The following is a 16,309-nucleotide window of genomic DNA, read 5'->3' as shown; positions in this document are numbered from 1 at the left end:
GGACGTCGGAGGTGCTTCACCGCACCAGGCGACCGAGGCCGTTCTCCCAGCCACGTCCGTCGGCCAGTCGCTCGGCGACCGTGCGCTCCAGACGGGTGGTGCGCGGCAGCGCCGCGGCGTCGTACGGCGGTCTGCGGTGGAAGACGAAGAAAGCTGCCCCATCCGCTCCGGGAGTGGTCGACAAGATCTCCCAGCGGTCCACGAAGGCTCCGATGTTGGAGCCTGCGCCGAGCTCCTGGACGAGCACGGGATTCATGAGCCAGGAGTCGCAGAGGAACTCGTGACCGAAGCGGGCCGCCCCCTCCGGACGATCTGCATCGAGGTCCGCGAAGTGCGTGGTGAAGTACTCGGTGGCACGGACGAAGGAGTCCTCGACCGCCGTCGGCGTCAGCGGGCCGCGGGCGGGGATGTGGGTCCCGACCACCCAACGCTCCTGGCCGGTCCCGGTGCCGGTGCGATGCAGGTCGAACTGCAGGCGCCCCAGGTGCACCAACCGGCCGCACCAGTTCAACGCCATCCAGCCCAGCTGGTGCAGGCCCAGGCGCCCGGAGCTGAGTCGGTGCACCCGCATCTGCTGGCCGAGATCGGCCAGGACCTCCCAGGACTGCTCGACGCTCAGCCCGCGGGCCTCGTGCCAGGCGCGCACCGTGCTCGTGCTCACGACGAGCGCGAGGATCGCGATCAGTCCCTCGCCCGGGGCGAGCCGTTGCGCAAGGGCCGCGTGCTGCGAGGTGAGAGATTCGAGTTCCACGGTGGGGACCTCGAGACCGGCGCCTGCGCGCAGCAGGTTCGCGGTGCGGGTGACCTCCGCGAGGATCTCCGGATCCGACGCCGCCTGCGGCAGCAGGGGAGCGAGATCCTCCTGGTCCTGCCCGCTGATCCCCAGCTTCTCGAGCAGGCCCGCGGCCGACGGCGCGGTCAGCATCGCGGCGACCGCATCGACCGAGAGGTCATCGGAGGCGAGGACGGAGGTCGGCGGATCGCCGAGGAACTGGGGGCGCGCATCACGGCGATCGGTCATGGGCAGACACAGTACCGCTGAGCGCGCACCGACTGTGATCTGGACCGCTACGATCTCAGGGTCGAGACCACGAACCCGTCGGCCCGTGCCGACGCAGGAGGAGCATCAGGATGAGCACCCAGGATCACGAGCAGAGTCCCGCCCCGGCCGCGAGCGAGCAGGAGACCGTGACGCCTACGGAACTGAGCGAGTCGGCTCTCGCGGTGCGTGAGGCCTACGCCTTCGACGGCCAGCGCATCCACCTCGGAGCCCTGCTCGAGGGCGAGGAGCCCAACGCCGCTGTCGCCGTGAACCTGGCGGTCGGCATGCTGAATCGGCACGGCCTGATCGCCGGTGCCACCGGCACCGGCAAGACCCGCACCCTGCAGGTCATCGCTGAGCAGGCGGCGCACGCCGGGGCCTCCGTGTTCGTCGCCGATATGAAGGGGGACCTCTCCGGGATCGCCGTGCCGGGCGCCGAATCGGAGAAGCTGACCACGCGCGCCGCAGCTCGCGGCCAGGAGTGGGTCTCGCGCGCAGCCCCCACCGAGTTCTTCACCCTCGGCGGGCAGGGCGAGGGCGTGCCGATCCGGACCACGGTCAGTGACTTCGGGCCGGTGCTGATGGCCAAGGTGCTCGAGCTCAACGAGACCCAGGAGAGCTCGCTGGGCCTGATCTTCCACTACGCCGACACCCAGGGCCTCGGACTGCTGGACCTCAAGGATCTGCGTGCGCTGATCCAGTTCCTCACCTCCGACGAGGGCAAGGACGAGCTCAAGGGAATCGGCGGCATCTCCACCTCCACCGCGGGCGTCATCCTTCGCAGCCTGTCCTCGTTCGAGGCCTCCGGGGCGGACGTCTTCTTCGGGGAACCGGCCTTCGATACCGAGCAGCTGCTGCGCAAAGCCGAGGACGGCACCGGGATCATCTCCTGCCTCGAACTGCCGGGAGTCGCCTCGCGGCCCGCACTGTTCTCCACCTTCATGATGTGGATGCTCGCCGAGCTGTACCAGGATCTCCCGGAGGTCGGCGACGCCGAGGTCCCGAAGCTGGTGTTCTTCCTCGACGAGGCGCACCTGCTGTTCAAGGACGCCTCCAAGGCGTTCCTGGACCAGGTGGTCCAGACCGTCCGCCTGATCCGCTCCAAGGGCGTGGGCATCTTCTTCATCACCCAGACCCCGAAGGACATCCCCGGCGACGTGCTCGCCCAGCTCGGCAACCGGGTCCAGCATGCGCTGCGCGCCTTCACCCCCGATGATGCGAAGGCGCTCAAGGCCACCGCCTCCACCTTCCCGACCAGCGAGCACGATCTGGTCGAGGTGATCCCGGCGCTCGGCACCGGCGAGGCGATCGTGACCGTCATGAGCGAGAACGGCGCGCCCACACCGGTCGCGATCACCGCGGTGCGGGCTCCGGAATCCTCCATGGACCCGGCCGGGACAGAGATCATCTCCGCCGCGGTGGAGACGTCACCGCTGACCGAGCGGTACGGGACTCCGGTGGATCGCGAGTCCGCCTACGAGATCCTCGCCGCCCGGGCCGAGAAGGAGGCGGCGGCGGCCGATGAGGCCGAGGGGAGCGCGGCCGACGCACCCGCCGCGTCGAAGTCCTCGGGGACGAAGAAGTCCTCTCGCTCGGAGGCGAAGGATTCAGGGCTGTTCGGCAATCCTGCGGTGAAGTCGTTCATCCGCTCCGCCGGCACGGTGCTGGGGCGCGAGATCACCCGCGGCCTGTTCGGCACGAAGCGCCGCCGCTGAGGCTCACCAGAAGTAGCCGCGTCCCGCGCAGTACGTCGCGACCTGCTTCGGCGAGAGCCAGTGATGGGACGGGAGGGACGCGGTGAGGGTCGATCCGGCCGGATCCGCCACGCGCAGGGTGCGGGCGTCGGCGTCGTACCCGTCGATCGTCACGAAATGGTAGATGTCCGACGTGTTCCCGCCCCAGTTCGGGTACTCCCCGGCGACCACCCACCAGTTGCACACCGTGGCGAAGCCGTCGTCGACATTGGTGGTGGCGCGATCCCACAGGAGGTCCGCATCGGTGGTGCTCGCCGTGGAGGCATCCATCCACTGATCGCGATAGGTGGCCCCGGCCAGGCGGTTCGTGAGCACGGGGGAGACGGCGCCGAAGTTCGTGCCGTTGTCAGTGGTGCCGAGCTCCGCGGCGAGCGTGTCCAAGCTCGGCGGCGTCACCTTCGCGCTCAGGGCGATGGAGACAGCGGTGGGCCCGCAGTAGAAGAAGTTCGGCTGCTCCCGGTAGGTCGTCGGCAGCACCTTCTCACCCGCGGCTGTAGCGGCGGGGGCGAGCGCGGCTGTGCCGAGCCCGGCGGCTGCGGTGAGCCCGAGAGCGCGGAAGAAAGTTCGGCGGTCAGGTGCGGAGATGGTCATTGGTAGCCCTTTCCCTGTGCGTCGTCACGGTGCGTCGTGCTGCGGATCTGCCGGATGTGACCGGCACCACGACGCTATGAGACGGCGGCCCGGAAGGGAAGACCGATCGGTCACCTGGCCCGCCTCCACACGGACTGCCTGGACCGCTTGGACCGCCTGGCTGCGACCGTAACCGTCCGGACCCGTCCCGGTGTGCATCGGCCGGCGCACAGGAGACGGACGACGGGCCCACGATCTGCTGAGATCGTGAGCCCGTAGGGTCACCGGTTCTTGAGAACGGGGAGGATTACTTCTTGCCCTGGTTCGCGACGGCCTCGGCGGCGGCCTTCGCAGCGACCGGGTCGAGGCAGCGGCCACCCTTCTCGACGGGCTGGAAGTCCTCGTCCGGCTCGTACGCCAGCGGCTGGCCGGTGGGGCCAACAATAACCCTATGGGAAATTTTAGACACCACTGAAGGGTTAATGCAAGCATTCAAATGATGAACGTACTGTTGTGTAGATCGGGCTGAGAGTGACGAGAAATATCAGCTCCAATCCGCAGACATCATTGCGAAGTGTCCCCTGTGTCCGGATTTGTCAAAGACTTCTTCGAACACCTTGAAGTACTGGTCCGGAGTTGCTGAAGTCGGGGCGAAATGCAGGCCATCGAAAAGCGAATGGGAACCCTCGTTTATCCAGCTAAAAAAGGACTTGGCGACGATTGCTTCATCGCCCGAGAATCCCGCAAGGAGCGACCTCTCATCAACCCTGCCGATGGTCTGAAAGTAGAATTCGATAACGCGGCGCATTGCATTCTGCAATCCGGTATTAGAGTCGTGTGAGTCACGCCAGTTGCCAATTTGCCTCCAGAGACGAACGTACTCCACCTCTACCGGATTGGAATGTCCGCGCGCGGACACCTTGGTTCCTGTGGAAGTCTTATTGAGAACGTAGAAAGCTCGCTCGGCAGACTCTTCACCGCGTCGGGCGTACGAGACCTCTTTTAGGAAGTGTATATTATGGGTGAGGAGTAATAGCTGACCCACATTAACGCGACTCTTGTGGATATCTAACATCAGCCTCTTAATAAGTGCCGAAACTACAAACATGACATCGCTATCGAGACTTGCGATGGGGTCGTCGATTATGGCGATCTGCTTCCGACCCTCACCGCCCTCTCTGACGGAACTCAGCGAACTCACGTAGTACATGAAGCTCACAAAGGTCCGCTCCCCTTCGCTCAAAGTATTGTTCGCGGCCGAACCGTCGGCTCGAACGATTGTGTAAGCACCTTCAACGACGTCAGATTCGTCGAAACGGAAAGTTCTGAAGCCGACGTTCTCAAGAAGTTCATTGACAGTATCCATCCATGGTCGATGAGTTCGTATACTGCTTGTTGCATCGGAGAGTTCTTGTTTTAGTGCGACGACAGAGTCCAACGCTTCATTGATCCGCCCTTGCTGTTCGCTGATTTGCTGTTCGAGTTCAGTTTCCAAAGCACTAAAGGCCTGCGCTTGTCCTGCAAGTGCGTGAGATATTAGCTCCCAAGCTTCGTTAGCGTACTTCCTGCGAGTCTCCTTGTGTGACTCCCGCTTGGTGCGAAGCTCATTGCGGGCATTATTCTCCGTGCGGACGATCTCATTGAGTGCAGATATTGCTGTATCGATATTTGGCAAGTCCACAGCTGCCGCAGGGGCGTGAAGTTTCTCTGAAATCTTCTCTCGAATTGCGGTGGCAGATCGCTCAACGGCTTCAAATGCGGCCAATGATTGAACGGTTTCTGGTAATATTGCACGGCTTGATTGGATTTGCAGCTCGAGACCGACGAGCTTTCTAGTTGCAAACTCTTCAAAAGAGGATAACTGCTCGAGTTCGGAACTATATTGAGCATCTGATAGGCCCAGTATTGCATCTCGAAGGGGGTCGGAGAGTTCGCGAAGACACATCGGACACTCGTTGTGTTCGGTTAAATAGTCGACGCCTTGGACTGCCCAATCGATACTCCCATTTGATCGGAGTCCGCGCGCCAGTGGAGTGTCCGCCGTTGAGACAATTGGAGTCGAGACTAGCCCTCTGGAGGGGTGATCTTCGAGCTTGCATGAATCAATGCTCGGTACAACATCGGACAATGAGGTGTCATCGTTTTCGAGCTCATCAACTGCTTGACTTAACGCTTGAAGGGAAGTTCTGAAGGAACCCTCGCCGGTGTTCGACGGATGGCCTTCGTCTACCTTGCTGGAGCTCTTTGGGGATGGGTTAATCCTTGAGAGTTCGCGTATCGCCCTTTCGGCGAAAAGCTTTTTCGTTCCGACACTCCCTGTTAATAGACCCGTGATCTGTGGCGATAGTGACTGCCGAACCTTCCATGCATCCTCGTCGAAGGTTGTGCGGGCGGCGTTTAGCCGGGTCTCTGGACCGGGTTTCTTGTCGGTTCCTGAAAGGGATCCCCTTAAGCCTTCGACCTTCTTTTCTGCTTTCGCAATCTCGCCATTTTCTGAAGAGAGCTGATCAATCCGTTCAAGTGCGCGCGCAGAGTCGCCGCCGAGGGCGAACACTCCAGGAATAGTGGTCGAGGAGTGCAGTATGCTTGTGACGTATTCGCGATTATAGATGCATGCTTCAAAAGTGTCTGCAGGGTCAAGCCATTTCAGTGTTGACCCCAATTGGTCGTCGGAAGTGTCAATTGCTTTAGTGATTGACGTCTTTCCGGAGCCGTTTGATCCAAAAATGAAGTTTATGATAGCAAGGTCAGCTATGCGCGCTGCGGAGTCATATGCGGCAAGGTTGCCTAAATTGAGTTCCACGAGCATGGGGTCTCCTCAAGGTTGTGCCGGTTTCATGGTGTAGGGCGACCGGTCGCTGTGTCGTTGCGGGGCTTGCGCTTAGTATCGCCTGAATACGGTGCGTGTGGATCGAGCCCGGTGTGTCGGGTGTCCTGAGATGGGCGCTCGGCGTTGTGCGAGGAAGATTCTCTTTGGGGTGCGAAAAGGCCCGCGAGCTATTTGGTCGCGGGCCTTCCTATCGTGAACTTGATCGCGGGAGTTCAGATCACTTCTTGCCCTGATTGGCGACGGCTTCGGCGGCCGCCTTCGCGGCGACCGGGTCGAGGTAGCGGCCACCCTTCTCGACGGGCTGGAAGCTCTCGTCCAGCTCGTACACCAGCGGCTGGCCGGTGGGGATGTTCAGCCCGGAGATCGCGTCATCGGAGATGCCGTCGAGGTACTTCACCAGCGCGCGCAGCGAGTTGCCGTGGGCGGCGACCAGGACGACCTTGCCGTCGGCGAGGTCGGGCTTGATGCCCTTCTCCCAGTACGGCAGGAAGCGCTCGACGACGTCCTTGAGGCACTCGGCCTTGGGCAGCTGCTCGCCGAGGTCCGCGTACTGCGGGTCCTGGTCCTGGCTGAACTCGGTCCCGAACTCGATCTCCGGCGGAGGGGTGTCGTAGGAGCGGCGCCACGCCATGAACTTCTCCTCGCCGTACTTCTCACGGATCTCGGACTTGTTCATTCCCTGCAGGGCGCCGTAGTGGCGCTCATTCAGGCGCCAGTCGCGCTTGACGGGGATCCAGTGGCGATCCGCGGTGTCCAGGGAGAGGTTCGCCGTCATGATCGCGCGACGCTGGAGGGAGGTGTGCACGACATCGGGAAGGATGCCGGCCTCCTTCAGGAGGTCGCCTCCTTCGAGGGCTTCCTGGCGGCCCTTCTCGGTCAGGGCCACGTCGACCCAGCCGGTGAACAGGTTCTTTGCATTCCAATCGCTCTCGCCATGGCGGAGCAGCACGAGTGTGTACGTCATGGGGCAAGCGTACGCGGGGCCGCTGGGACGCGCATGTCGTGCCCATCCGGCAGGCGCTCGCGGGCGATGGCGCAGACTCGATGGACGCGCCGATATTGTCTGGCCCATGACCGCACACGACGGCGCCCGCCTCACCGACATCCCCGTCGTTCTCCTGGACCTGGACGGCACGATCGTCGATTCCGGGCCGGGGATCCTCGACGGCCTGGCGCACGCGTTCGCCCGGTGCGGCGAGCCGCTCCCTCCTGCTTCTGTGCTGCGCACCTTCATCGGCCCACCGCTGGCGGATTCGTTCCAGGGCACGCTGGGGTTGAGCCCGGAGCGGTCCGAGGAGCTGCGTCTGGCATACACCGCGCACTACCAGCAGCACGGCCTGCTCTCCGCAGCTCCCTACGCGGGGATCCCGTCCCTGGTCAGCGCGCTGACCTCAGCGGGCCGCACCGTCGCGGTCGCGACGAACAAGCCCGAGTCGAGCGCTCGCCGACTGCTCTCCCATCAGGGCCTGGACCGTGAATTCGCCCTGATCGGCGGCACGGATCGGGCCATCGGCCGTGAGGACAAGGCGGCGGTCATCGGGAGTGTTCTGGAGCGACTGGGCGTGGGCGTGGACGCGGACGATACCGCGGGCGCACCGCCCGCGGTGATGGTCGGGGACCGCCTGCACGACGCCGCGGGCGCCGCGGAGCACGGTCTGCCGGCCGTGCTGGTGGGCTGGGGCTACGGCGGGGAGGTCGAGAGCGAATCCGGTCTGCCGCTCGCGCGCACGGTCCAGGAGCTCACGGAGATGCTGCTGGGCTGATCAGGCTTCGAGGAGGATCGTGACTGGTCCGTCGTTGACCAGCCCCACGCGCATGTGTGCTCCGAAGCTGCCGGTGGCGACGTGCACGCCGCGCTCGCGGATCGCCACCACGACCTGCTCCACGAGCGGCTCGGCGACCGCGGCCGGGGCTGCGGAGCTCCAGGAGGGTCTGCGTCCCTTGCGGACATCGGCGTACAGCGTGAACTGGGAGACGACCAGGACCTGGGCGCCGACATCGAGCGCCGAGCGCTCTGCGTCGAGGATCCGCAGTTCACAGATCTTGCGAGCAATCGTGGCGACCTGCTCCGGCCCGTCGCCGTGGGTGACCCCGACCAGCGCCAGGAGCCCTTCGCCCTCGACCGCACCGATCATCTCGCCGTCGACCTCGACCTGGGCGCCGTCGACCTTCTGCAGCACTGCTCGCATGCCCCGATGGTGGCACAGGGGGCGACGGGGACCGGAGTCGGTGGCGACGGTCAGCTGGGCAGGATCGAGTCGATCCGTCGTTCCTGGGTGGGGGAGTCGTCGCCGCTGTGGACGTCTTCGGCACCGTTGGACCGCCCTGGGAGCGGGGCCGATTCAGTCGCCGGCGGCGACTGCCGTGGGGTGGTGGAGGGCTCAGGAGACGCGAACTGGGGAGTCGGCGGCTGGAGCGGTGCGGAGTACTGAGCAGGTGCGGACTGCTGAGCGGGCGCGGGGACGGGCGGGGAGGGCGGAACGGGTGCGGACTGCTGAGGGGGAGCCTGCTGCCCCGGTGCCTCCTGGGTCGACGACGTCGCGCCGGCGAGGCGGCGGGACTCGGCCTGGCGAGCTCGGGAGACCCACTCCTCGGCGACGCGCACGATCGCCTCGGTGGCCGCCTCCCAGGACGCCTCCTGCTGGCGATGGGGGCCGGTGGCGAGGGAGAGCACCACACCCGCGGAACGCAGGGCGAGCTCGGTGGGGTCGACCCGGTCCGCGAACGTCGTGTGCCAGGTATGGATCGCCTCCTCGACGCGCACCTGCATGGCGCGGTCGATGCGCCCGGCGTTGCCGTAGTCGGCGAGCACGCTGAGATGGGCGAGCAGGCAGGCGAGGTCGTCGGCCCTGCGGCCCGGGCCCACCGTGTCGATATCGAGCAGGCCCACCACCTTGCCGTGCTGGACGAAGACCTGGGCCTCGTAGAAGTCGCCGTGGACCACGTCATGGGCACGCATGTCCATACGTTGCTCGAGGGCAGCCAGACCGTCACGGATGGTGCGCACGAGCGCGTCCAGTCGGGGACCCAGCGCGGGCACCGAGGAGCTCACGATCCCGGCGTAGAACTCCACGGAGTCGGTCCACGGCGGGCGCAGCGGCAGGGTGTACATGGAGGCGGGCAGGCGGTCCAGCAGCGCCACCAGGTCCTCGGCGGTGCAGGCCGCGACTCCCTCGTCGATGACCGCGCGGGCCAGCGGGCGGCCCGGCAGCTCCTCGAGCACCACCAGCCCGTTGTGATGCGCCTTGACCGCAGGGACCGGGACCCCGGCCGCCAGGAGACGCTGATGACGCTCGACGATCTCCGTGCTGCGATGAGGCTGCATGACCTTGAGGTACACAGCTCGATCGCCCTGGCTCGCCCGCAGCACCGCGCGGCGACCGGGCCGGTAGGAGACGACGTCGATCGCGATCGGCTCCGCGGGGTCCGTCGGTGCCAGGGAAACACCCAGGTCCTGCAGGGTGCGGCCGACGACGTCCGGATAGCAGACCAGCGGAAGCATCGGCAGCCAGGGGTCGTGGGGGTAGCGCCACACGCGCACGTTGATGTCGCCGTCGGTCATGACCAGGGTCTGCTCGGCGACGTAGAGGTTCTTCTCGCGCTCGCCGATATGGGCGCTCGCGCCGAAGAGCTCCTCGCGCGCCGGGGCCTGCGGACCATCGAGCTCGGGCCACGAGACCATGGTGCGGTAGAGCGCTTTCGTGCTGCGACCGGGCCGATGATCGACGTGATCCAGCTGCCAGCTGTGCAGCACGCCGCCGGAGTTGCCGACGGCGGAGCGGAGCAGGCCTCCTGCGCCGGGGCCGGTGAGCAGCTCCGAGCCGTCCTGCGTGTGTGACATGGATGGTTTCTCACTGGTCCGGGGGTCATCAGGCGCCAACGCCTACGATGCGTGCATGGCTGATCGTACCGATAACCTCACCAGCGGGAACCTCCTGGGCATTCCGGAGACCCGACTTCCCGACGATTTCATCGATGTCCAGGTGACCTCCGAGCTCGCCGACGGGGAGCCGCGCGAGATCGCCGCCCGGCACCCGGAGTCCCCGATGGTCTGGGCGGCTCTCGCCCAAGATGCGCTCACCGACGGCGACGAAGTCTCCGCCTACGCCTTCGCCCGCACCGGGTACCACCGCGGTCTCGATGCGCTGCGCAAGGCCGGTTGGCGAGGTCAGGGGCCGATCCCTGCCTCCCATGCGCCCAACCGCGGATTCCTGAGGGCCTTGGCGATGCTGGGGGAGACCTCCCGCCGTCTGGGCGACCAGGCCGAAGCGGATCGTGTGACCGAGTTCCTGCGCGAGGCGGATCCCACCCTGCTGGGCTGAGACCCGTCCCTTCCTGCTGGGCCCGGATGCGTCCAGCGCGTCGGCATGGCGCACCTCACCGTCCGCGCCCCGTCCAGGCGGCGTGCGGACGGTGCTTGGTACGATCCCCGGGTTCCCTTCCGCTCATCCAGGAGTTGCTATGCCCGCCGTCGTGATCGTCGGAGCCCAGTGGGGTGACGAGGGGAAGGGCAAGGCCACCGATCTCCTCGGTGAGAGGGTCGACTACGTCGTCAAGCCCAATGGTGGCAATAATGCCGGCCATACCGTGGTCGTCGACGGCGAGAAGTTCGAGCTCAAGCTCCTTCCCGCAGGCATCCTGTCCCCGCAGGTCACCCCCGTGATCGGCAATGGAGTGGTGGTCAACCTCGAGGCACTCTTCGAGGAGATCGGCATGCTGAACGCGCGCGGCGTGGATACGTCGCGTCTGCGCATCAGTGCCAATGCCCACATCGTGGCCCCGTATCACCAGACCCTCGACAAGGTCACCGAGCGCTTCCTCGGCAAGCGCGCCATCGGCACCACCGGGCGCGGCATCGGGCCGGCGTACATGGACAAGATCGGCCGCCTCGGCATCCGGGTGCAGGACCTGTACGACGAGTCGATCCTGCGCCAGAAGATCGAAGGCGCCCTGCGTCAGAAGAACGAGCTGCTGGTCAAGCTGTACAACCGTCGGGCCGTCGAGGTCGAGGGGATCACGCAGGAACTGCTCTCCTATGCCGAGCGCCTGCTCCCGATGGTCGTGGACACCACCGAGCTGCTGAACTCCGCGCTCGACCGCGACGAGGTCGTGCTGATGGAGGGCGGCCAGGCCACGTATCTGGACGTCGACCACGGCACCTACCCCTTCGTGACCAGTTCCAACCCGACCGCGGGCGGCGCCTGCATCGGCACCGGCATCGGTCCCACCCGCATCGACCGGGTGATCGGGATCGTGAAGGCATACACGACGCGCGTGGGCGCCGGGCCGTTCCCCACCGAGCTCGAGGACGAGTGGGGCGAGTTCCTGCAGAGGGTCGGCGGCGAGGTCGGGGTCAACACCGGGCGCCCCCGCCGCTGCGGCTGGTACGACGCCCTGATGATCCGCCACGCGGTGCGCATCAACGGCTTCACTGACATCGTGCTGACCAAGCTCGATGTGCTCACCGGCATCGACGAGGTCCCGATCTGCACCGCGTACGACGTCGACGGCGTGATCCATCGCGAGATGCCGATGACCCAGACCGAGTTCCACCATGCGGTACCGGTCTACGAGACCCTTCCCGGCTGGACCGAGGACCTCTCCGAGTGCCGCACCTTCGCCGATCTCCCCGACAACGCCCGTGCCTACGTGCAGCGGCTCGAGGAGCTCGCCGGCTGCCGCATCAGCGCCATCGGCGTGGGCCCCGATCGTGCCGCCACCATCGCCGTCCACGACCTCCTGCCGGAGGCGACCAGCTGACGTGGTGACCCGCCGTACCGATCCTGAGGCAGGGCGCAGTGCCCTGGCCACGTGGGCCACTGCTCCGGAGACCGCCACGCGCTCCGTGCTCGCCCCCGCCGTTCGCCACACGCTGGAGACCTTCGCCCAGGAGTACCCGGGCGGAGCGGTCGAGCTGCGCGTTCCCCCGCATGCCGCCGTCCAGGCGATCACCGGGAGCCGGCACACCCGCGGGACCCCGCCCGCCGTGGTGGAGACCGACGCGCTCACCTGGCTCTCCCTCGTGAGCGGCGACCTGGCCTGGGCCGACGCCCTCACCGACGGCCGCGTCCGTGCGAGCGGGGAGCGCAGCGACCTCACCGAGCTGCTGCCCCTGCCGGGGGCGCGCCGCACCGTGCGCACCGCCCGTGCGAGCACGACCGAGATCGTGACCGAGAACCCGACCGAGGAGGGGACCCGATGAGTCTCGCCGTGGAGATCGCCGTCCAGGACCTCGCCGGTCTCGAGGCCGCCGCGCTCGGCGGCGCCGACCGCGTGGAGCTGTGCGTCGATCTCGCCCGTGGGGGAGTGACCCCTCCCGTGGACCTGGTCGAGCAGTGCGTGCAGCGGGCCGCGACCCTGGTCGCCGCCCGCGACGCGAAACCGCATTTCGATGTGCACGTGCTGATCCGCTCACGGGCCGGGGACGGTGACTTCCTGGACCGGCCGGAGGAGTTCGCCTACCTGCCCGAGGAGATCGAGCTGATGGCCCGCCAGGCCGGCGACACCGTCGCCGCCGGAGCCGCCGGCGTCGTGATCGGCGCCCTCACCCCGGCCGGCTCCCTCGACATCCCCGCCATCGAGACCATCCGGGACTCCGCCCTGCGGTCCGCGCAGACCGCGCTGCGAGGCATCACCCTGACCTGTCATCGCGCCGTCGACGCCCTGGCCGGTCGCGAGGAGCGCGCGGAGGCCATGCGAACCCTGCTCGGCCTCGGCTTCCACCGGGTGCTCAGCTCCGGCGGGGCTGCGCGAGCGCTCGACGGAACCGACGACCTCGGAGCCATGGTCGATGCCGCCGAAGGCTTTCTCGACGTGTGCGCCGGAGGAGGGGTCCGCCCTGCTGACCTCGCCGATCTCGCCCATCGCAGCGGGGTCACCGACGTGCACCTGTCCGCCCGCCGCCGCCCGGGCGCTCCGGTCGAACCGGGCGCCCCCGATACCGAGACGGACCCGGCGATCGTGGCCGCCGCGGTCGATGCTGCTGGAGTGCTGTGAACAACCCCGAAGAACCTGTGAACGACCCCGTGGAACCGGACCCCGTGGAACCGGACCCCGTGGAAACTGTGAACGACCCCGTGGAACTGGACTCCGTGGAACCGGAGGGCCCCGAGGATCGCCCCGAGGGCGCCACGGACACCAGCGTCTACGTGCGCCGCAGCCGCACCCCGACCCTGGGGTTCTGGGTGGCTCTCGTGATCGTGGTGCCCGCCGTCGTCGCGCTGGTCATCTCGCCGTTCTTGGACTTCGTCGATCTCGGCGGCGTCGTCAACTTCGTCCTGCTCACCGCGGTCTTCGTCGGTGTGCCGCTGGCGGCAGTCGCGGCCGGGATCGACGCCTTCGTCCATCGCTCCTCAGGGCGTCGCAGCCGCTGAGGCACGGCCCCGGACCGCGCCGCCGGATCGGCGCGGGCTGTGGCATCATGGTGCGGTGGCACGCGGCGACGGAAACCTTTCCCATGACCTGCTCCCCGGGGAGAAGGGCCCACAGGATGCCTGTGGCGTCTTCGGCGTCTTCGCCCCCGGAGAGGACGTCTCCAAACTGACCTACTACGGTCTCTACGCTCTGCAGCACCGCGGGCAGGAATCAGCGGGCATCGCTGCCAGCGACGGTTCGCAGATCCTCGTCTACAAGGACATGGGCCTGGTCTCGCAGGTGTTCGACGAGGCCTCCCTCGAGGCGCTCCAGGGGCACATCGCGATCGGGCACACCCGGTATTCGACGACCGGCGGATCGATCTGGTCCAATGCCCAGCCCACCCTCGGCCCGCGACCTGACGGCACGGTGGCCCTCGCCCACAACGGCAACCTCGTGAACACCGAGGAACTGCTGGAGCTCGTCGAGGAGCGCCAGGGAAAGCCCCGCACCGGAGAGCTCGCCCGCGGCAACACCACCGACACCGCCGTGGTGACCGCGCTGCTGGACACCGAGGGCAGCCTCGAGGATGCGCTGCGCGAGATCCTGCCGCGCCTGGTCGGCGCCTACTGCTTCACCCTGATGAACGAGGGCACCCTGTACGCCGCGCGCGACCCGCAGGGGATCCGCCCCCTCGTGCTGGGACGCCTCGAGCGCGGCTGGGTGGTCGCCTCCGAGACCGCGGCCCTGGACATCTGCGGCGCGAGCTTCGTGCGCGAGGTCGCTCCCGGCGAGATGATCGTGATCGACGAACAGGGACTGCGCAGCGAACAGGTCATGGATCCCGAGCCCAAGGGCTGCGTGTTCGAGTACGTCTACCTCGCCCGTCCGGATACCCGGATCGCCGGGAAGAGCGTCAACGAGGCCCGCGCGGAGATGGGCCGCCAGCTCGCCCGGGAGTACCCCGTGGACGCGGATCTCGTGATCCCCACCCCGGAATCCGGCACCCCCGCGGCGATCGGCTACGCGCAGGAGTCGGGCATCCCCTACGGCCAGGGCATGGTGAAGAACGCCTACGTCGGCCGCACCTTCATCCAACCCAGCCAGACCATCCGCCAGCTCGGCATCCGTCTCAAGCTGAACCCGCTGCGCGAGGTCATCGCCGGCAAACGACTGGTCGTCGTCGACGATTCGGTGGTGCGCGGCAACACCCAGCGCGCCGTGGTGCGCATGCTGCGTGAGGCCGGCGCCGCCGAGGTCCATGTCCGGATCTCCTCGCCGCCCGTGCGCTGGCCCTGCTTCTACGGCATCGACTTCGCCTCCCGGGCCGAGCTGATCGCCAACGGTCTGGGGATCGCCGAGATCGCTCGTTCCCTCGGCGCGGACTCGCTCGGCTACATCTCCGAGGAGGGGATGATCGCCGCCACCGACCAGCCCGCCGAAGCGCTGTGCACCGCCTGCTTCTCCGGGACCTACCCGGTGGCACTGCCCGAGCCCGTAGCTCGTGCACAGGGAATCCTCACCTCGGGTGAGCACGACATCACCGCCGTCGGGAAGGACGCATGAACTCCACGAACTCCGCAGGCCCTGCGATCACCTACGCCGATTCCGGCGTCGACACCGCCGCGGGTGACCGCGCCGTCGAGCTGATGAAGGAGGCCGTGGCTGCGACCCACGGGCCCCAGGTGCTCGGCGGGATCGGTGCCTTCGCCGGCCTGGTCGACGTCAGCGCACTGAAGGACTACCGCCGCCCGCTGCTGGCCTCCTCCACCGACGGGGTCGGCACGAAGATCGCCATCGCCCGCGAGCTCGACGTGCACGACACCATCGGCCGCGACCTCGTGGGCATGGTCGTCGATGACATCGTGGTGGTCGGGGCCACCCCGTTGGCCATGACCGACTACATCGCCTGCGGCAAGGTCGTGCCCGAGCGGATCGCCGACATCGTGCGCGGCATCGCCGAGGGCTGCCAGATCGCCGGGTGCGCGCTGGTCGGCGGCGAGACCGCCGAGCATCCCGGGTTGATGGCCCCGGAGGACTATGACGTGGCGGGCGCCGCGGTCGGCGTCGTCGAGGCCGACGCCCTGCTGGGCCCGGACAGTGTGCGCCGTGGCGATGTGGTGATCGGCATGGATGCCTCCGGTCTCCACTCCAACGGATACTCCCTGGTGCGCGCCGTGATCGCCGCCCAGGGCCTTGCCCTGGATGCGCACATCGACGACTTCGGACGCACTCTCGGCGAGGAGATCCTCGAGCCCACCCGCATCTACGCCACGGACGTCCTCGCCGTCCTCGCCGATCCTCGGACCGCGGGTGCCGTCCACGCGCTCAGCCATGTCACCGGCGGCGGGCTCGCCGCCAATCTGGCCCGAGTCATGCCCAGCGGTCTGGCTGCGCGTCTGGACCGCGCCTCCTGGGAACCGGGGCCGGTGTTCGCGCAGATCGCCCGCTGGGGCTCGGTGCCGCAGCTCGATCTCGAGGGCACCGTGAACATGGGCATCGGCATGGTCGCCCTGGTCGGCGCCGACCAGGCGGATGCGACTCTCGCGGTGCTGACCGAGAGGGGGCTGGGAGCACGGGTGATCGGCGAGGTCGTCGGTGAGGACTCCCTGCCGGAGCCCGGAGCGCCGCTGGAGCGGGTCGTCGCCGGCGCCAAGGGGGTCGAGGGCGGAGCCGTTCTGCTCGCGGGCCAGCATCCGGGGTGGGCCTGAGCGCCCTGCCCTCAGGCACGAGCCCTCCTGCACGAACGAGGGCCGACCC

At 67.2% G+C, this 16,309-nt stretch carries 15 protein-coding genes and 1 pseudogene; 9 read left to right on the top strand and 7 right to left on the bottom strand.

Annotation, left to right across the window (positions count from 1 at the left end):
- Nucleotides 1-16: 16 nt before the first annotated feature.
- On the bottom strand, nucleotides 17-1,021 hold the full coding sequence (locus INT51_RS08345) for an acyltransferase domain-containing protein (protein WP_193104837.1): 1,005 nt from the start codon (nucleotides 1,019-1,021) through the stop codon (nucleotides 17-19).
- A 110-nt stretch (nucleotides 1,022-1,131) separates the two neighbouring features.
- Between INT51_RS08345 and INT51_RS08340 the strand changes: the two genes are divergently transcribed.
- The gene (locus INT51_RS08340) at nucleotides 1,132-2,757 is read left to right on the top strand and encodes a helicase HerA-like domain-containing protein (RefSeq protein ID WP_193104836.1); all 1,626 of its coding nucleotides are present in this window, start codon (nucleotides 1,132-1,134) and stop codon (nucleotides 2,755-2,757) included.
- 3 nt (nucleotides 2,758-2,760) lie between these two features.
- Here INT51_RS08340 and INT51_RS08335 read toward each other — a convergent pair whose 3' ends face one another.
- The 4 genes and pseudogenes from INT51_RS08335 to INT51_RS08320 form a co-directional block, all read right to left on the bottom strand.
- Nucleotides 2,761-3,387: a C39 family peptidase gene (locus tag INT51_RS08335; RefSeq protein ID WP_193104835.1), complete on the bottom strand. Its 627-nt coding sequence runs from the start codon at nucleotides 3,385-3,387 to the stop codon at nucleotides 2,761-2,763.
- 286 nt (nucleotides 3,388-3,673) lie between these two features.
- Nucleotides 3,674-3,802 (bottom strand): annotated as a pseudogene (locus INT51_RS08330) (phosphoglyceromutase); the annotation flags it as partial.
- A gap of 108 nt (nucleotides 3,803-3,910) precedes the next feature.
- Entirely contained in the window at nucleotides 3,911-6,175 is a 2,265-nt protein-coding gene (locus INT51_RS08325; protein WP_193104834.1) for an AAA family ATPase, read from the bottom strand.
- A 238-nt stretch (nucleotides 6,176-6,413) separates the two neighbouring features.
- On the bottom strand, nucleotides 6,414-7,160 hold the full coding sequence (locus INT51_RS08320; RefSeq protein WP_193104833.1) for a phosphoglyceromutase: 747 nt from the start codon (nucleotides 7,158-7,160) through the stop codon (nucleotides 6,414-6,416).
- Between the two features lie 106 nt (nucleotides 7,161-7,266).
- Here INT51_RS08320 and INT51_RS08315 point away from each other — a divergent pair, with 106 nt between their 5' ends.
- Complete coding sequence (locus INT51_RS08315; RefSeq protein WP_193104832.1) at nucleotides 7,267-7,959, top strand: HAD hydrolase-like protein; 693 nt, start codon at nucleotides 7,267-7,269, stop codon at nucleotides 7,957-7,959.
- Here the strand turns inward: INT51_RS08315 and dtd are convergent, their stop codons facing one another.
- The gene (dtd, locus tag INT51_RS08310) at nucleotides 7,960-8,385 is read right to left on the bottom strand and encodes a D-aminoacyl-tRNA deacylase (protein WP_193104831.1); all 426 of its coding nucleotides are present in this window, start codon (nucleotides 8,383-8,385) and stop codon (nucleotides 7,960-7,962) included.
- 50 nt (nucleotides 8,386-8,435) lie between these two features.
- The gene (locus INT51_RS08305; RefSeq protein ID WP_193104830.1) at nucleotides 8,436-10,037 is read right to left on the bottom strand and encodes a phosphotransferase; all 1,602 of its coding nucleotides are present in this window, start codon (nucleotides 10,035-10,037) and stop codon (nucleotides 8,436-8,438) included.
- Between the two features lie 55 nt (nucleotides 10,038-10,092).
- Between INT51_RS08305 and INT51_RS08300 the strand changes: the two genes are divergently transcribed.
- From INT51_RS08300 to purM, 7 genes are all read left to right on the top strand, one after another.
- A complete protein-coding gene (locus tag INT51_RS08300; protein WP_193104829.1) occupies nucleotides 10,093-10,518 on the top strand; it encodes a DUF3151 domain-containing protein in 426 nt (141 codons plus the stop codon).
- A gap of 139 nt (nucleotides 10,519-10,657) precedes the next feature.
- Nucleotides 10,658-11,956, top strand: coding sequence for an adenylosuccinate synthase (locus INT51_RS08295; protein ID WP_193104828.1), 1,299 nt, complete (start codon nucleotides 10,658-10,660; stop codon nucleotides 11,954-11,956).
- 4 nt (nucleotides 11,957-11,960) lie between these two features.
- Nucleotides 11,961-12,398 carry a sterol carrier family protein gene (locus INT51_RS08290; protein WP_370540791.1) on the top strand — a complete coding sequence of 146 codons (438 nt, stop codon included), beginning with the start codon at nucleotides 11,961-11,963 and terminating at the stop codon, nucleotides 12,396-12,398.
- Nucleotides 12,395-13,192 carry a copper homeostasis protein CutC gene (locus INT51_RS08285; protein WP_193104826.1) on the top strand — a complete coding sequence of 266 codons (798 nt, stop codon included), beginning with the start codon at nucleotides 12,395-12,397 and terminating at the stop codon, nucleotides 13,190-13,192. The genes INT51_RS08290 and INT51_RS08285 overlap by 4 nt, the downstream gene beginning before the upstream one ends.
- Nucleotides 13,189-13,569, top strand: coding sequence for a hypothetical protein (locus INT51_RS08280; protein WP_193104825.1), 381 nt, complete (start codon nucleotides 13,189-13,191; stop codon nucleotides 13,567-13,569). The genes INT51_RS08285 and INT51_RS08280 overlap by 4 nt, the downstream gene beginning before the upstream one ends.
- Nucleotides 13,570-13,624: 55 nt before the next feature.
- Nucleotides 13,625-15,115 (top strand): amidophosphoribosyltransferase, encoded by a 1,491-nt coding sequence (gene purF / locus INT51_RS08275; RefSeq protein WP_193104824.1) that lies wholly within the window; start codon nucleotides 13,625-13,627, stop codon nucleotides 15,113-15,115.
- Nucleotides 15,112-16,260, top strand: a complete 1,149-nt coding sequence (purM, locus tag INT51_RS08270; RefSeq protein WP_193104823.1) for a phosphoribosylformylglycinamidine cyclo-ligase — start codon at nucleotides 15,112-15,114, stop codon at nucleotides 16,258-16,260. The genes purF and purM overlap by 4 nt, the downstream gene beginning before the upstream one ends.
- The last annotated feature ends 49 nt before the right edge of the window (nucleotides 16,261-16,309 follow it).

The organism is Brachybacterium sp. FME24 (assembly GCF_014897705.1).
Taxonomy (GTDB): domain Bacteria; phylum Actinomycetota; class Actinomycetes; order Actinomycetales; family Dermabacteraceae; genus Brachybacterium.
The sequence above is the reverse complement of the archived record's forward strand: the minus strand, read 5'-3'. Positions and strand labels throughout refer to the sequence as shown.

What these genes read in the sequence shown, in the direction of transcription:
- INT51_RS08345 (WP_193104837.1), bottom strand. Translation starts at nt 1,021, where the DNA reads ATGACCGATCGCCGTGATGCGCGCCCCCAGTTCCTCGGCGATCCGCCG.
- INT51_RS08340 (WP_193104836.1), top strand. Translation starts at nt 1,132, where the DNA reads ATGAGCACCCAGGATCACGAGCAGAGTCCCGCCCCGGCCGCGAGCGAG.
- INT51_RS08335 (WP_193104835.1), bottom strand. Translation starts at nt 3,387, where the DNA reads ATGACCATCTCCGCACCTGACCGCCGAACTTTCTTCCGCGCTCTCGGG.
- INT51_RS08325 (WP_193104834.1), bottom strand. Translation starts at nt 6,175, where the DNA reads ATGCTCGTGGAACTCAATTTAGGCAACCTTGCCGCATATGACTCCGCA.
- INT51_RS08320 (WP_193104833.1), bottom strand. Translation starts at nt 7,160, where the DNA reads ATGACGTACACACTCGTGCTGCTCCGCCATGGCGAGAGCGATTGGAAT.
- INT51_RS08315 (WP_193104832.1), top strand. Translation starts at nt 7,267, where the DNA reads ATGACCGCACACGACGGCGCCCGCCTCACCGACATCCCCGTCGTTCTC.
- dtd (WP_193104831.1), bottom strand. Translation starts at nt 8,385, where the DNA reads ATGCGAGCAGTGCTGCAGAAGGTCGACGGCGCCCAGGTCGAGGTCGAC.
- INT51_RS08305 (WP_193104830.1), bottom strand. Translation starts at nt 10,037, where the DNA reads ATGTCACACACGCAGGACGGCTCGGAGCTGCTCACCGGCCCCGGCGCA.
- INT51_RS08300 (WP_193104829.1), top strand. Translation starts at nt 10,093, where the DNA reads ATGGCTGATCGTACCGATAACCTCACCAGCGGGAACCTCCTGGGCATT.
- INT51_RS08295 (WP_193104828.1), top strand. Translation starts at nt 10,658, where the DNA reads ATGCCCGCCGTCGTGATCGTCGGAGCCCAGTGGGGTGACGAGGGGAAG.
- INT51_RS08285 (WP_193104826.1), top strand. Translation starts at nt 12,395, where the DNA reads ATGAGTCTCGCCGTGGAGATCGCCGTCCAGGACCTCGCCGGTCTCGAG.
- purM (WP_193104823.1), top strand. Translation starts at nt 15,112, where the DNA reads ATGAACTCCACGAACTCCGCAGGCCCTGCGATCACCTACGCCGATTCC.